The sequence below is a fragment of the Capnocytophaga gingivalis genome, assembly GCF_002302415.1.
In the GTDB taxonomy this organism is placed as follows: Bacteria; Bacteroidota; Bacteroidia; order Flavobacteriales; family Flavobacteriaceae; genus Capnocytophaga; species Capnocytophaga gingivalis.
In genome coordinates this window covers 1,287,771-1,303,557 of record NZ_CP022386.1, presented here as the reverse complement: position 1 = coordinate 1,303,557, position 15,787 = coordinate 1,287,771, and the positions used below count along the sequence as shown (strand labels likewise).

General features: G+C 44.0%; 15 protein-coding genes. 6 read left to right on the top strand and 9 right to left on the bottom strand.

Annotated features, from left to right (window positions below; translation table 11 throughout):
* Nucleotides 1–32 precede the first annotated feature (32 nt).
* The 6 genes from CGC50_RS06030 to CGC50_RS06005 all read right to left on the bottom strand — a co-directional run bounded on the left by CGC50_RS06030 (nucleotide 33) and on the right by CGC50_RS06005 (nucleotide 5,832).
* Nucleotides 33–875, bottom strand: coding sequence for a ChaN family lipoprotein (locus CGC50_RS06030; RefSeq protein WP_095910100.1), 843 nt, complete (start codon nucleotides 873–875; stop codon nucleotides 33–35).
* Between the two features lie 31 nt (nucleotides 876–906).
* The gene (porD, locus tag CGC50_RS06025) at nucleotides 907–1,791 is read right to left on the bottom strand and encodes a type IX secretion system protein PorD (protein WP_095910099.1); all 885 of its coding nucleotides are present in this window, start codon (nucleotides 1,789–1,791) and stop codon (nucleotides 907–909) included.
* An 18-nt stretch (nucleotides 1,792–1,809) separates the two neighbouring features.
* The gene (gene coaBC, locus CGC50_RS06020; protein WP_095910098.1) at nucleotides 1,810–3,036 is read right to left on the bottom strand and encodes a bifunctional phosphopantothenoylcysteine decarboxylase/phosphopantothenate--cysteine ligase CoaBC; all 1,227 of its coding nucleotides are present in this window, start codon (nucleotides 3,034–3,036) and stop codon (nucleotides 1,810–1,812) included.
* Complete coding sequence (locus CGC50_RS06015; protein WP_002667417.1) at nucleotides 3,014–3,364, bottom strand: DNA-directed RNA polymerase subunit omega; 351 nt, start codon at nucleotides 3,362–3,364, stop codon at nucleotides 3,014–3,016. Before CGC50_RS06015 ends, coaBC begins: the two co-directional genes overlap by 23 nt.
* Nucleotides 3,361–4,161: an outer membrane protein assembly factor BamD gene (locus CGC50_RS06010; protein ID WP_095910097.1), complete on the bottom strand. Its 801-nt coding sequence runs from the start codon at nucleotides 4,159–4,161 to the stop codon at nucleotides 3,361–3,363. The genes CGC50_RS06015 and CGC50_RS06010 overlap by 4 nt, the downstream gene beginning before the upstream one ends.
* Nucleotides 4,162–4,371: 210 nt before the next feature.
* Entirely contained in the window at nucleotides 4,372–5,832 is a 1,461-nt protein-coding gene (locus CGC50_RS06005; protein ID WP_095910096.1) for an aminoacyl-histidine dipeptidase, read from the bottom strand.
* A 198-nt stretch (nucleotides 5,833–6,030) separates the two neighbouring features.
* On the opposite strand from CGC50_RS06005, the gene CGC50_RS06000 reads away from it, so the two are divergent.
* From CGC50_RS06000 to CGC50_RS05990, 3 genes are read left to right on the top strand one after another with little or no spacing between them, the layout of a single operon-like run.
* Nucleotides 6,031–7,854: a hypothetical protein gene (locus CGC50_RS06000; RefSeq protein WP_095910095.1), complete on the top strand. Its 1,824-nt coding sequence runs from the start codon at nucleotides 6,031–6,033 to the stop codon at nucleotides 7,852–7,854.
* 22 nt (nucleotides 7,855–7,876) lie between these two features.
* Entirely contained in the window at nucleotides 7,877–8,920 is a 1,044-nt protein-coding gene (locus CGC50_RS05995) for a DUF6892 domain-containing protein (RefSeq protein ID WP_095910094.1), read from the top strand.
* Nucleotides 8,921–8,954: 34 nt separating this feature from the next.
* Nucleotides 8,955–9,653, top strand: a complete 699-nt coding sequence (locus CGC50_RS05990) for a metallophosphoesterase family protein (protein WP_095910093.1) — start codon at nucleotides 8,955–8,957, stop codon at nucleotides 9,651–9,653.
* A 62-nt stretch (nucleotides 9,654–9,715) separates the two neighbouring features.
* Here CGC50_RS05990 and CGC50_RS05985 read toward each other — a convergent pair whose 3' ends face one another.
* Complete coding sequence (locus tag CGC50_RS05985; protein ID WP_095910092.1) at nucleotides 9,716–10,456, bottom strand: Bax inhibitor-1/YccA family protein; 741 nt, start codon at nucleotides 10,454–10,456, stop codon at nucleotides 9,716–9,718.
* 100 nt (nucleotides 10,457–10,556) lie between these two features.
* Here CGC50_RS05985 and CGC50_RS14245 point away from each other — a divergent pair, with 100 nt between their 5' ends.
* Nucleotides 10,557–10,688, top strand: coding sequence for a hypothetical protein (locus tag CGC50_RS14245; protein WP_262482349.1), 132 nt, complete (start codon nucleotides 10,557–10,559; stop codon nucleotides 10,686–10,688).
* Between the two features lie 141 nt (nucleotides 10,689–10,829).
* Here the strand turns inward: CGC50_RS14245 and CGC50_RS05980 are convergent, their stop codons facing one another.
* Complete coding sequence (locus tag CGC50_RS05980) at nucleotides 10,830–11,579, bottom strand: Bax inhibitor-1/YccA family protein (RefSeq protein WP_095910091.1); 750 nt, start codon at nucleotides 11,577–11,579, stop codon at nucleotides 10,830–10,832.
* 262 nt (nucleotides 11,580–11,841) lie between these two features.
* On the opposite strand from CGC50_RS05980, the gene CGC50_RS05975 reads away from it, so the two are divergent.
* Nucleotides 11,842–12,573 (top strand): YggS family pyridoxal phosphate-dependent enzyme, encoded by a 732-nt coding sequence (locus CGC50_RS05975; RefSeq protein ID WP_095910090.1) that lies wholly within the window; start codon nucleotides 11,842–11,844, stop codon nucleotides 12,571–12,573.
* Between the two features lie 12 nt (nucleotides 12,574–12,585).
* Nucleotides 12,586–15,033 (top strand): replication restart helicase PriA, encoded by a 2,448-nt coding sequence (gene priA, locus CGC50_RS05970; protein ID WP_095910089.1) that lies wholly within the window; start codon nucleotides 12,586–12,588, stop codon nucleotides 15,031–15,033.
* Between the two features lie 96 nt (nucleotides 15,034–15,129).
* On the opposite strand, the gene CGC50_RS05965 is transcribed toward priA, so the two are convergent.
* The gene (locus CGC50_RS05965) at nucleotides 15,130–15,783 is read right to left on the bottom strand and encodes a potassium channel family protein (protein ID WP_095910088.1); all 654 of its coding nucleotides are present in this window, start codon (nucleotides 15,781–15,783) and stop codon (nucleotides 15,130–15,132) included.
* Nucleotides 15,784–15,787 lie beyond the last annotated feature (4 nt).

Below are 15,787 nucleotides of genomic sequence, written 5' to 3'. Positions count from 1 at the left end.
TAAAAATATGTAAAGTATGGATAATGTAATGATTAATAACTGCCTGTCATATCCTCATCTACCACTAAAATAAAGTCGGCTTGTCCGTAAGCCTCTGAGGGTAGTTTTTTTAGATTAGATTGTGATAGAGTGCTGATAGTGAGTATCTTGAGATTAGGGTTTCGCCTACGCAGATACCAATAAATACCCTGAAAGAAGTCGGAATGATAGCTCCCATTTAGGTGTAGGAACAGACTCCCTTTCTTGTAGTGTGTCTCTATGGATTCGGCCATAGTGGCATCCTTAATAGCCTGTGCCATAGGAAGATTCTCGGGGTTGTGGCGAGCCATCTTTTTCATCTTCTCGTACTGGGAAAGCTTGCCATCATAGGGAAAGGGGAGCGATACTATCCATTTTCGCTCTGCCGAAGGAAGGGTGTCAAGAGCTTGTAATCCTTTCTTATACACGAGATTGGCATATTTCCGAGGGATATTTGTCGCTACAATAGGGAGTTTTTCTCTTTTTGCCAAATCCACCCAAGGCTTGTAATCGGTCTTATAGTTCTTCCATAGGCGTGCCAAGGTGTCCAATCCTTTTTGGTCAATAGTTCCTTCAAGGTAGCCATCGAGGGCATCTTGGTTGTCTCGCTCGAACATTTCCGCTCCTAATATCAGCGAACGCTTGCCTAAGAGGTCTTTGGTGAGTTTTACCTCTAACCAATGAGCAATAGGATTGTTGTGATATTCTCCAAAGAGCACAATGTCCGCTTTCTTACTTTTTCTCAGTAGCTTCCTGTAGGAGGTTCGCTTGCCATTTTGAGTAAAAAAAGCAAAGGCCTCTTGAGAGAACCCCTCCCCACAGAGGAATATAGATAGGATAAATAAAATGTTTTTCATGCTTGTCCATTTACTGTTCACCACTCACCGTTTACTTTATTTGGTTCCATTCTTGGGCGCGTGTAGGAGCGAGCTTGAGCAATACAGCACGTACTTCTTCCTTCTTGTCCAAGGGTTTCCCGCCTGAGAGTAGTTGTGAGATTTCATCGGCCTTGGCATCGAAAAAGAGTTGAGAGACAAAGCGGTTGATACGGCTATTGTTGATCTGGCTTAGCTCCAAGAGGGCAGCACCGATTTGGTTTTTTCCCTTTTGTATATCCTGAGCCATGAGGTCTAATCCCTGACGGTGATAGGTGTACAAAGCCTTGTGGAAACCGGCAAAGTCCTCAGCCAAGAGGTCGGTGACCATTTGCCAGCGATTGTTGGAACCATTCTGTTGCCAAGCACTATCGGAACTGCTTTGGGCATTGAGCACCACCGCAAGAGCTTGTTCAAAGTAGGGGTTTCCTCCGTTGGGGGCAAAGGTATCAGCATCCAAGCCTATGATAATCAAGGCATAATAGGCGATGATAGAGGAGAGATTGGAAGTGAAAGTATTAGGGTTGAAGTAGATCGGTTCGTTTTCCAAATAGGAAAAAGTGATATCTTTCTCTTGGTAGTTCAGCAGCGGGGTGGGGTAGGTGCTGCCATATACAGGGCGGGAAGCCTGTACCTGTAGGTCGGCCTTGAAGTTGTTATTCTCATAGGAGGAGAGGGTCAGCACAAAAGAGCAGTTGATACGCTCATTCTCTCTGGCTTTGATATCCGTCCATTGGGTTTTATTGACAAATTCCTGTAGGGCACGCTGTAGTGTTACAAAAGCCCTCTGGTTGGTTTGGTTGATACGCTGGGTATTGACAGTCACACGACAGGAAAGCTCTTGTGCATTTGCCGTCATTGTGAATATAAGTAAGCAGAGTAAGATAAGTTTTCTCATAAGGATAAAATTTAAAAATTATTTCTTGGTTTCTCTCAAGAGCTGCTCATGGATAGCCTTGAGGATTTCCTCAGCGATAGAGGTCTTGGACTGTAGAGGGAAGGGGATTTCTCTGCCTTGTGCGGTGATAAAGGTCACCTGGTTAGTATCACCAGAGAATCCAGCACCCTTGTCTCTAAGCGAATTAAGCACGATAGCATCTAAGTTCTTACGAACGAGCTTACCTCGGGCATTCTCCAGCTCATTCTCTGTCTCCAAGGCGAATCCCACCAAGAGCTGTTGCTGCTTACTCTTACCTAAGGAAGCCAAGATATCTTGTGTCTTGACGAGAGTTAGGGTCAGTGTATCGGTTTTTTTCTTGATCTTCTCGGGGGCCTGCTCTTGAGGCTTATAGTCAGCCACAGCCGCCGCCAATATAGCGATATCGGTATGGGTAAAGGCAGTAGTGGTAGCCTCATACATCTGAGCAGCACTCACTACTGAGACCACCCTTACACGAGGATCTATCTCATGGGGAGGGGTAGGGCCTAAGACCAAGGTAACTTCGGCACCCATACTGGTGGCGACATTCGCCAAAGCTACTCCCATCTTGCCTGAAGAAAAATTGCCTATAAAGCGCACGGGGTCTATCATTTCGTAGGTAGGTCCGGCGGTAATAAGGATTTTTTCCCCTTGGAAAAGGTGCTTTTCTTTCCAGAAAAACTCAGATAGGGCTCTTGCTATCGTCTCGGGCTCCGCCATGCGCCCCTTGCCCACCAGGCCGCTGGCTAACTCTCCATGTTCACTGGGTATCAGATGATTGCCATAAGAGGTCAAGAGGTCGATATTGTGCAGGGTGGTGGGGTGCTCATACATATCCAAGTCCATCGCAGGAGCGAAGAAGACAGGACACTTGGCCGAGAGGTAGGTGGCCAAAAGCAAGTTGTCACAGCCTCCTGTAGCCATCTTGGCTAAGGTATTGGCAGTGGCTGGGGCGATGAGCATTACATCTGCCCACTGGGCAAGCTCCACATGGCTGTTCCACTGCGCGTCACTTGTCTTGAAATCGGTGTATACCTTCTCTTTCGAGACTACCGAAAGTGTCAGCGGTGTCACAAAATCATGGGCAGCTTGAGTCATAATAACCTTAACGCTTGCCTGTTCTTTGACAAGCAAGCGTATGAGGTGCGGGAGCTTGTAGGCAGCAATACCGCCACAGACTCCTATAAGTATTTTTTTCCCCTTAAGCGAGGGAAGAATATTCATGATTGTTTTTCTCATCTGTATAACGATAATATATCTCCCCATCGAGCCATTCCTTTACAGCAATAGCCTGTGGCTTAGGAAGTTTTTCGTAGAACTTGGAGACTTCTATCTGTTCCTTGTTCTCAAAAACTTCTTCTAAACTATCATTATTAATGGCGAATTCCTCCAATTTTTCTTCCAATTCGTGCTTAATCTCTGCATTGATCTGTGAAGCACGCTTGGCTATGATGGAAATAGCTTCATAGATGTTCCCAGTCTGAGCATCTATCTTGTTTTTGTCATAGGTAATAGTGCTTTGTGGTGCATCTATGCGTTTCAAATTTATCATAATTCACTTATTTTCTTTAAAATATCTTGATACATTCTGTTTGCCTTTGTCATAAAGTTGGACTCAGGGTAGGTACGTGAGAATAGTTCGTAATAGTTTTTGGCTTCCTCAAAGCGTTGTTTTTCCTTACTCTTGATACTGTTTTTGGCCAGTTCATAGGCAGAGTGTAGGCGGTAGTACATCGCTTCTTCGCGGAAAGTAGAACCAGGGTTCTCTACCAAGAAGTTGTCAAAGGACTTGATTGCAGCCTGATAGTCGCGAATCTTGTCATATCCTTTGGCAATCTCAAAACTCTTGTGCTGAAGCTTGTTCAGTAGTTCCAAGACCATGTTGTTCGCTTCTCTGAGATAGGCGCCATTGGGATATCTATCTATATACTCTTGTAGCTGGTCAAGAGCTTTGTAGGTAGCATCCTGATCCAGACTGTACTTAGGAGACTCCAAAAAGTTACACTTCCCCTGCAGGAACAAGACTTCTTCAGCCTTTTCACTACGGGGATAATTCTTTAGAAATCGCTCATACTGATACCCTGCCAATAGATATTTCTTTCGCTTATAGAAACTATCGGCATACATGTACAAAGCGTCTTCTCCTTGGGGACGACCGATATAATAGCCCACCACCTTCTCCCAAAGTCGCATACTACGATTGTAGTCTCCCTTATCATAGAGCGCTTTGGCAACTTTGTATTTTAGTTCATAATCATCTGATTTTAAAGCCTTTTGGTATTCACCACAGCTCGAAAAAGCAAACGAAAGAACCACTATAAAAGCAAGTACTTTTCCTTTCATATTCATTGGGCAAAGATACGCATTTTTTTGTAATTGTCAATGATTAATTGTTAATTGTTAATTGGCAATTGTTAATCACTCCTATTTGGTAAGTTCCACAATAGGCTAAGACGCAATAAACTCACGTCTCTACCCTCGGTAGAGACGTGAGTTTATTGCGTCTTAATCCATTGATCATTAAACATTAATCATTGACAATTAATCATTGATCATTGATTATTTGTTAGGAGTATTTTTTAGGATTTCCAACAGATATTTCCAGAATTTCTGTACAGAGGAGATACATACTCTTTCGATAGGAGAGTGGGCTCCGAGGATGGTAGGTCCGAAGCTGATCATATCGATATGTGAGAAGTGCTCCCCTAGAAGACCACATTCCAATCCAGCGTGGACAGCAGCTACTTTTGGTTTCTCTTGGAACATACGTTCATATATATCTGTGAGCACATGCAAGATAGGAGAATCTGCATTAGGCTCCCAAGCAGGGTATGATCCGGAGAATTCTACTCGGTATCCAGCCAATTCGAATGCCGCTTGCAAGCTAGTAGCCAAATCATGCTTGCTACTGTCCACAGAAGAACGAGTCATACACAAGATAGCTATTTTTCCATTTTCTACTTTTACATTAGCGATGTTGTTGCTGGCCTCTACCAAGCCCTCTACGCTGCGGCTCATAGCATATACACCAGAGTGAGCCGTAGCTACCGCTCTAACAAAGGCTAGTTGAGACTTCACATCCATTACTTTGCTAGGAGCAGTTGTTTCCTTGAAGGTGATAGAAAGATCCACTTCTACTGGGTGTAGTTCTTTCTTGATAAGAGCTGCATTTTCTGCAAATTCTTTCTCAAAAGCAGCTTTGTGCTCAGCAGGAACCACTACAAGAGCTTCACTCTCACGAGGAATAGCATTTCGCAAACCTCCACCATGCAATTGGCTGATGCGTAAGCCGTATTTTTCATATTGACCGAGTAATAGGCGGTTCATCACTTTGTTAGCGTTACCGCGCCCCATATGGATATTCTGTCCACTGTGACCTCCCATCAGGCCGGTTACGCTAAGCTGGTAAGCTACTACCCCACTAGGGGTCGCTTCCTCTGTATAGTCGTGGTAAGCGGAAACGTCCACTGCACCAGCACAGCCTATGATTATCTCGTCATCTTCTTCTGTATCTAGGTTTAGGAGGATCTCTCCTGTAAGAGCTTTAGGGCTGAGCTCTTTAGCTCCTGTCATACCTGTCTCTTCGTCAGTGGTGAAGAGCGCTTCTATGGCAGGGTGTGCGATAGTCTTGCTCTCAAGGATGGCCATGATGGTAGCTACACCCAGACCATTGTCTGCCCCTAGAGTAGTACCTTTGGCACGTACCCAGTCGCCATCTATATAGGTTTCTATTCCTTGGGTATCGAAGTCGAATACAGTGTCATTGTTCTTCTGACATACCATATCCAAGTGTGACTGCAGAATGATTGTTTTTTTGTTTTCCAAACCAGCGGTAGCAGGTTTTCGGATAATCACATTTCCTATAGCATCGGAAGTAGTCTCTAAGCCTAATTTCTTACCGAAATCTACCATGAAGGCAGTGATTTTTTGTTCTTTTTTAGAGGGACGTGGCACCCCGTTGATGTCCGCAAAGCGATTCCATACCTCTTTGGGTTCTAATTCTCTAATGCTTGTACTCATTATAAAATAGATTGATAGTTAATACTTAACAAACTTAAAAGCCTACTCTTAAAAAGAAAAGGCACGCAAAGTTACGAATTTTTATTCAATTGGCATACAATAAAAGGGTATTTTTTATCTCCTCTAAAAATTCCCCTAACTCCCTTATAAAGTTAGGGGAATTTTCATTATCTTTGCCCTTAGCTTAAATAAATCATTATGAGAATATGTATCCTTAGTTTCTTTTTCTTCTTTTCCTGTACGGCTTTAGCACAAGGTAGCGTAGTTACAGGTGAGTTCAAGCAGGAGTATCGCACGATTAACCTCTATGGCAATATCCGAAAAGCACTCTTTGTATTAGAGAAAGGCAATGTATATTTTCTTGAGGATAGAGCCTATTTCCTTAAGCTCAGCCCCTTGGATGCTAAGAGGTTGGGGACTTCTCTTATCTTGTTGATTCCTCTCTTTGGGGACAAAATTACCTACAAGTACGATATCCCTATTTCTTTTGAGATACTCCCGATTCCTAATGCGCCTGATGTCTATTATACTAAGAAAGCCTTCTATACCGATGAGCAAGGCAAGAAAATAACCCTCTCTTATCCTGAAGAACTGCCCTTATCCCCTATGGAGAAAATCAAAAAAGGAATCCCTATCTACTATGAAGAGATTAACAATAATGATGACTTTCGGGATATACCCCAATGGATAGAAGCTTTGTCTAGCAAACAAAAAGTAACTACCATAGGAACAATAGTTTGGGACGGAGTGGATAAGGATGGGAAAATGGTCGGAGGTTACGACGAATTTAAGGAACAAGAGCTAATGAGTGAGTTAGCCCAAGAAAAGTTAAGCTCACTAAGCTATCTTCTAAAAACTATTGTTCCCTTACCCGAGGAGCTTACCCAAGAAGCTTGGCGGAAATGGTGGCAACGGTTCCAAAACTACTCCTTTCCCTTGGTCAAACACCTACCTGCTCATATAGAAACTTTTCAGGAATTTATTGACAGCTATAGGCTCTATGCTTTGGACAAAGAGACTCAGAAAGTATATAACCTTGCCCAAGGAACTGAGTATTATCCAGTCCCAGAACTCTTGGTGTTTGATGTTCAAAATGACAAAGTAGAACGAGGACGTATCTATTCGGAAGAGCAGCCTGATGCTACTGCTTTTGTGACTTTTTATGCTCAAAATGATACACTATATACGCTTAATAGTCATTTTGTTTGGGCAAAATATATTCCTAAAAGGGTAAATGATTCCCTCTTCTACCAGCAGATAGCCTCTGCTGATGTCGCCCCTGAGCCTAACAGGTCTTATCGTTATGTTTATTATCAAGATATTGAATATGAAATAGTACAGTGCTACACCACTGCTGAATGTATGTATTTCCTTGTCCAAAAAAAAGATACAAATGAGTTTCAAGTGATGACACTCGATACTAAAACAGGTAAGATAGAGGGGAAGATACCGCTCAACCCTTTACTGGACAATCCTAAGAAGTTAGAGCACCACACACAAGATATTGCCACAGGAGCGACAGATAACTTTGTATTTCAGTTGAAAACAGAAAAGGGGGTCTATTTTCTAAAGTGCAATGCTACCAAGCTACTTGAAAAGACTCTTTTAGGAAAGGAATTTGAGTGGGGAACTACTTATCTAAGCTGGGGAAAAAAACAGTATTATGGAGATATGGATGCCAATGATACTTTTGACTTCTACTCTATTGCCTCTCCTTCGCAAAAGCATAGTGTATCTTCACCGGATGATATCTATGACACCCAAATTATGGAGCAGGACGAAGAGTCTGTTGTGGCTTTTTATGAGTATTATGATGGCTTTTTCAGCGGGCTAAAGATGCAACGCCTTGACAAAGATACACACGCCCTGAAGGGAGAAAGCTCTTTGTTATACCAGTATTTTCCTGTGGAAGAGCTTTCAAGCGTAAATACGCCAAGTTGCCTAAAAGCCTTTAAGATCAATGGACAATGGCATGTCTTTTTTGCTAAAGAAAAGCGATATTACTGGGTGAAGGTTAAGTAATATAAATTGTTATCTAAGGTTTATGAACATAAAGAATTTTTTTGGGTCAATAATAAAAAAACAACTCGATATAGACGTCAGCGATTCAGGGCTGCTCATCAATAACGAACTTTTGTTAGAGTTCTCTGTGCCTCGACTTACAGAAGTATTCGGCAAACCTCGGATCTCTCTTATCACCGATGAGGGATCTCCATATAAGGCTATGTATCTATGGGATAGCTTGGGAGTGTATGTCTTTGAGAAAAAGGACGAAACGCTTTCCACCCTTGCCTTTAGAGTGGTGGATGATAAGGATTGGCAGCGGAGGGTTACCTTTGATTACTTTGCCTTCCGACCCAAGGGACTCTTTACGGGGGATTTTACCATAGCAGGGAAATCTCCTTTGTCCTATATCTCCAAGGAGCGATGTACAGATCCTTTTGGACTTGATGTAGCGTTGGATACTTGGACTGTTAGCTGTGTCTATACCGAAAAGCTATACAAGGAGCTTAAAGACCTCTCTAAGAAAGCGATAGCAGGGCGAGTAGCACAGGAAGCGATGCCTTTCCGTGATTATGAGGTGAGTTACGTCCCTGATGAGGCTTATCCAAGTAAGGAAAAAGACCCCAACAAATGGGCGGTTCCTTTGTCAGAGGAAAAATGCTTACAGTTTAAGAGCTTTAATTTTAAATTGGCCGTTGTACAAGAGCTCATGTATGTCCAAGAGGTGCTAAAACCTAAGTTTGACGTATATGATTTCTGTGAGAACTATACCAAGCGTGACATAGACCCTGAGGAGTATTACTTTGAAATCATTCCCGAGGTAAAGAAATGGTTTCAGGACTTGCCGATTCCTGCTTCTTTGGCTTCTTTGGTGACAGAATTGTACTTTGATGGAGGCAATGAGATTTATGCCCAGCTGATCCCCTTCTGGGATGGAGAGGATGATGTGTTTGATATCGAATCCCTTACCGAGGTGGATATCTCTCAGGTGCCTAATCTAAAAACCATTGACGGCACGGCTATCCTTATGTCTGAGCAGGTAAAAAACTTATGTAAGAGCAAAGGAATATCATTCACCAATTAGTCAATGAGTTTACTAACCACTAACCACTATCCTTATGAGAACACTCGTTATAGGTGACATACATGGTGCTTACATGGCGCTACTTGAGGTCTTGGAGCGGGCTAAGGTAACCCCCGATGACCTACTGATCTTCCTGGGTGACTATGCCGATAGGGGCAAGCACACCCCCCAAGTGCTTGACTATCTCATTGCCCTACAGCAAACTCATCAGGTGATTTGCCTTAGAGGAAACCACGATGCTCTGTGCTGTGATTTCCTCTTGGGCAAACCCATGTCCGAACTCTGGCGCTCCCATGGGGGTAAGGCTACAGAAGAGGCATATAAGGACTATACCAAGGACGACAAGCAGTCACATATCGACTTCCTTCAGTCTCTGAGGAACTACCTTTTGGATGGGCAAAATCGTCTTTTCCTACATGCAGGCTTTACCAACCGAGGGGGCGTGGCACATGAGTTTTTTACAGAAAATTTCTATTGGGACAGAACACTTTGGGAGTTAGCCCTTGCTACTTCGGAGGATATGTCGCCCTCCGATCCGTACTATCCTAAGCGCCTGACCTTGTATAAGGAAATCTATATAGGGCATACCCCCACCCTTAACTATGGTACAGACCAACCTATGTGCCGCCATCATATCTGGAACCTTGATACAGGGGCAGGCTTTGGCCACCGCCTTACTATCATGGATATAGATACCAAAGAGTATTGGCAGTCGTCAATGATCAATGATTAACGATTAATGGTCAATGATTAATGGTCAATGGTCACTGCTCACTGACAACTGACAACTGATTTTTAGTTTTTTCTTGAAAGGAGAATCCTCAATACATACCAGAATAGAAGCATGACAGAGGCGAATAGTTGTAGGGCGGCACCTACATATTGGTCGGTAGTGTATTCATTTTTGATAGCATAAGTCTCATAGAGAATACCTCCAGCGGCCAATACCACCATTCCTATAGAAAACCAAAGACCAAGCTCAAACCCAAAGAGAGCACCAGCTACGATAAGCCCTAAGGAGAGAAAACCGCCTATGATAAGCACACTTCTAAGGAAAGAAAAGTCCAAACGTGTCATGAAAACCACCGCAGTAAGCCCTGCAAAAAGCGAAAGGGTGATAATCGCTGCTTGCCAAAGCACTTCTGTACCTACATAAGCTAACGCCATATAGATCAACGGAAGGAAGATGATTGACTCCAAAAGCACATAGAATCCCAAGCCTAAGTATTGGGTATTCTTATTCAGCGAGTGAGACCATTTGGCGGCCATAACAGACCCCAACCAGAATCCGCCTATGATCAAAAGCCAAATAAATCTTCTGCCGAACATCGCCTCGATAAGCTCCACTGGAACCAAGTGCAACAAAGCCGTTTCCACGAGGATAAACGCCAAAATAGCCAAGGCTACATGGGTGTAGGTCTTGCGGTAGAACACCGCTCTTTCGCTCTCTGTAGAGTAAACGACTAATTCATTATCCTTTTGATAATGAGAATTGTAGCTACCTTTGTTGTAGCCAGAATTGTAATTTGTCTCCATAATGACATTATTTTAGACCGCAAATATACGAAAATATTTTTTAATGTTCAATGATTAATACTCCTTAATAATTAACAATTAACCATTAAAAATTGTATATTTGCCCTTGCTTTTTGGGTTTCTGGATAAGAGAATCTCAGGAGTCTGTGGCTATATATTAGCCATTAGGGTAGGAATGGGAATCTTCACAGGGCGTGTGACCCTTATGGATATAGATACTAAAGAGTATTAGCAGCGTGATCCCATAGCAGAGATGCAATTTGTTGTTTCTTAATTCATTGCATCTTAATTCGTAGATTTTTAATTTATATTGTCTTATAAGACAGCAAGCAGGCAAGAGATATGACTTCTCTTGCCTATTTTGCTATTATTGTTATCTCAGACCTCTTGGAAAACGACTGAGAATCTTCAATACATACCAGAATAGAACCATGACAGAGGCAAATAGTTGTAGAGCGGCACCTACATATTGCTCGGTAGTGTATTTATTTTTGATACGATAAGTCTCATAGAGAATAGATCCAGCGGCAAATGCCACCATTCCTATAGAAAACCAAAGACCTACATCATTTCCAAAGAGAACGCCAGCTACGATAAGTCCCAAGGAAAGAAAACCGCCTATGATAAGCACACTTCTAAGGAAAGAAAAGTCCAAGCGTGTCATGAAAACCACGGTAGTAATCCCTGTAAAAAGCGATAGGGTAATAATCACCGCTTGCCAAAGCACTTCTGTATAACTCATCATTACGGCCGCGCCGATAAACGGGAAAAAAAATATCGCTTCCAAAAGCACATAGAATCCCAAACCTAGGTATAGGGTATTCTTATTGAGCGAATGAGACCATTTGGTAGCCATAAAAGACCCCAACAATAAAATGCCAACCTCAAAAAAAGCAATAAAGGGTGCTGCAAACATATCCTCAATAAAATATGGAGGAATCAAGCGAAACAAAGCCGTTTCCACAAGGATAAACGCCAAAATAGCCAAGGCTACATGAGTATAGGTCTTGCGGTAGAATGCCGCTCTTTCGCTCTCTGTAGAGTAAGCGACTAATTTATTATCCTTTTGATAATGAAAATTGTAGCTACCTTTGTTGTAGCCTGAATTATAATTTGAATCCATAATCATAAGGTTATTTTTAAAGCGCAAATATACAAAAATATTTCTTAATAATCAATGATTAATGACAACCACTCACTGCTTTCTAATAATTAACAATTAGCCATTGACAATTAACAATTAAAAATTGTATATTTGCCCTTGCTTTTTGTGTTTCAGGATAGAGGGTTCTCCATAGCCTATAGTTACTTATTAGCTTTCAGAACTTATGGGCTAAAACCCCTTACCTCCTGCAACCCTAAGAATCCTTAAAATTCCTTAAAAAATGGACACTATCCTACACAACCTTCAGCACGTACAAGCACGTATCGATAAGGCCTGTCAGGCTGCTGGCCGCGACCCTAAAGAGGTCAAGCTCCTACTGGCGACCAAGACGGTAAACCCCGAGCGCATCCAGCAGGCATTTGCTGCCGGCTACACCCTTATTGCGGAAAATAAGGTGCAGGAACTCAAAGAAAAATACGAGGCGCTCAAGGCAACCCCGCATACCAATCACTTCATAGGACACTTGCAGACCAATAAGATCAAGGATATCCTCAAGTATGACGTTAGCTGTGTCGAGTCTCTGGACCGCTACGACTTAGCCGAGAAGCTCCACCAAAAGCTCTCTCAGGCAGGAAGAGAGATGGACGTATTTATACAAGTGAATACCTCTGGCGAAGAGAGCAAGTTCGGCGTGGCTCCTGAGAAGGCCTTAGCGCTTACCCAGCAAGTGGCACAGCTGCCTACCCTCCATATCCGTGGGCTGATGACCATTGGCCTTTTCAGTGCGGAAGAGGACAAGGTCCGCAAGTGCTTCCAGCTACTCAAGAGCATCCAACAACAGATCTTTGCCCTGAACCTCCCCGATGTACAGCCTTATGAACTCTCCATGGGGATGAGCGGCGACTTGGAAGTTGCCATTGCCGAAGGAGCTACCATCGTAAGGGTGGGAACTGCAATTTTTGGTCAGCGTATCTATCCGGATAGTTATTACTGGAACGAGCAAAAAGCCTAACCCTTGCCGCCTATGTACTATACCGATGTAGCCCTTCCCCTACCCCTACGCCAAGCCTTTACCTATGAGGTCAATCCCGAACAAGCGGATTTCCTCAGGGCAGGAATGCGCGTGGTGGTACCTTTTGGCAAAGCCAAAATATATACAGGGGTGGTCATCCGTGTACATCAGCACAAACCGTCCTATCCTACCAAGCCCATTGAGTTTATTCTCGATGAGCAGCCCATGCTCTCTTACAGACAGCTACAACTCTTCTCATGGATAAGTACCTACTACCTCTCCACCTTCGGCGAAGTGCTCAAGATGGGCATGCCTTCTTCCTTGCTCTTAGAGAGTGAAACCATAGTGGAGAAGACCTCTACGCCAATCACTGTCGCTACTCTCTCCGATGAGGAGTTCTTGGTCTACGAGGCGCTGGGGCAGGCTTCTTCACTGACAACCAAGGAAGTAGGGAAGGTGCTCCAGAGGAAAAATCCCATTGGGGTGCTTAAATCATTACTTGAGAAAGATGCCATTCGCCTAAGTGAAAAGATTTTTGAGAAATACCAACCCAAGGTAGAGAAATACCTACGCTTATCCTCTACCTATGAGGATAGGAATGCACTCAATACCCTTTTGGAGGGCGATACCCTCACCTCCAAGGCGCAGGAAAAGCTCCTCTGGGCTTTTGTGGCGCTGCGCTCTCAGAAACAGACCAGCATCACCCCGCAGCAGCTCTTGGAAAAGGCTGAGGTAAGTGCTTCTGTACTGAAAAAAATAGTGGAAAAAGGAATCTTGGAGGTGTATACCGAGGCAGTGGATAGGGTCTCTTTTGCCTCCGATAGCGATACATGGGAGCTCACTCCTGCCCAGCAAAAGGCGTTAGAAGAGGTACAGAAGCAATTCACTCAGAAGAATACAGTTCTACTACAAGGGGTGGCTGCTTCGGGGAAAACACTCCTTTATAGTCAGCTCATAGAGCAAACACTTGCTCAGGGGAAAAGCGTTCTCTACTTAGTACCTGAAGTAGGCCTCAGCGTACAGCTGATGAACCGTTTGGAACATTTCTTCGGGGACAAAATGAGTGTCTATCACGGCAAATACTCTTCCCATGAGCGGGTCGAGGTGTGGAACAATGTCTTGGCCAATAAGCCCAAGGCACAGTTTGTGCTCGGGGTAAGAGCGGCTGTCTGCTTACCTTTCCACGACTTGGGACTGGTCATTGTCGATGAGGAACACGATCTTTCCTATAAGCAGGAACAGACCCCCCCACGATTTCAGGTAAGGGATACCGCACTGATGTTGGCACACTTACACGGGGCAAAGACACTCTTAGGCTCGGCTACACCTTCTGCAGAGAGTTACTACAATGCTCAAGTGGGAAAGTACGGTTTTGTACAGCTCCTTGAGCGCTATACAGGGATACAAGCCCCTACGATCGAGTTGGTAGACCTCAAGGAGAAAACCAAGAAAAAGGAGCTCCAAGGACACTTCTCCGATACCCTTCTGGCGGCTATCGAGCAGACCCTCGCCCAGCATAGACAAGTGATTCTCCTACAAAATCGCCGTGGCTATGCGCCCTATCTACAATGCGACAAATGTGATACGATTCCACAGTGTCCCAACTGTGATGTCTCCCTCACCTATCACCAATTGCAGAACCAATTGCGCTGCCACTACTGTGGGTATACCATTCCTACTCCTATGAGCTGCCCTGCTTGTGGCGAGCATAGTTCCCTCAAGACAAAAGGACTGGGTACCGAGAAGGTAGAGGAAGAGCTGCTACAGTTTTTCCCTAAGGCACGTATAGAGCGTATGGATATGGATACCACCAAGGGGAAATATGGGTTCGAGAAGATTATCCACCACTTCGAGCGGGGAGAAACGGATATCCTTGTCGGTACACAAATGGTAAGTAAGGGACTGGACTTTCCCAAGGTAGGATTGGTTGGGGTGATGAATGCCGATTTGTTCCTCCATCAGCCGGATTTTCGCGCCAGCGAACGCGCCTTCCAGCTGCTAAGCCATATAGCAGGCCGTGCCGGGCGCAAAGAGCAAGGACGCGTGCTCATACAGACCTATAACCCTTTCCAAGAGACCCTACAAAGGATTCAGCAAGGGGAGTATACGGCTATGATGACAGCACAGCTCACAGAACGCTCCGATTTTCACTATCCTCCCTACTATCGCTTGGTGCGCATCATTTTCCGTCATAGGGAACTTGAGCGTATCAATCAGGCTGGACAATGGTTTGCCGATGGCTTGCGTACAGGGCTCGCTGGCTATCCCGTGGAAGTACTCGGGGCAGAGTTTCCCCCTATCTCGCGTATTCGCAATGAGTATATCAAGCATATCTTGCTCAAGATAGCCCCTAAAGTACCTTTGCCCATGGTCAAGGACTATATCCTTCGCTTAGAACAGAGTTTCTACTCCACAGCGCTTTTCCGCCCTGTAATACTTTCCTACAGTGTAGATCCTTAAAAATAGGGAAGAGGAGAGGTAATAAAACAAATCAAGAGTTGATTTTTTTGTAGAATCTATTTCGTTAAGACACAATAAATCGTGCCTCCTACGCTCTTACATGATTTTCCCAATCGTATTTTCTCGGGCTAAGACGATCAGCAGGTCGTCCTGACTTAGGCGTACATTAGGATCGGGGGTTACGTTCATCTTGCCATCGGAGTGCTTTACCGCAAGGATATTGATCTCATACTTATGGCGCAAGTTCAGCTCCATTAGCGATTTGTTTACATAGCTTTTAGGGATTTTTATCTCATATATAAAGTAGTCTTCGGAGAACTTGAAGTACTCAATGATGGTGGGGTGTAGCATGGAATAGGCGATTTTTTCTCCCATAGACTCCTCTGGAAAGACCACTTGAGTAGCCCCGATCTTCTCCAAGACCTTCCCTTGGGTATGGTTTACCGCCTTACAGATAATATGATCAATCCCTAACTCCTTCAGGTGTAGGGTGATAAGAATACTTGCTTGTATATTGTCCCCGACACTGACAAAAGCCATGTCGAAATCGTCCTTGACTACATTCTTCAGAGCAATCTCGTCTGTAGCGTCCAGAATCACCGCTTCGTCCAGGATACCTTCGTTAAGCGCCTGCTTGATAAGTTCCTCGTTCGAGTCTATCGCCATCACGGTAGCTTTGTTCTTATATAGGGTCTTGGCAACGGACTTGCCAAACTCTCCCAATCCAATCACTAAAAAATTCTTCTTCATACGT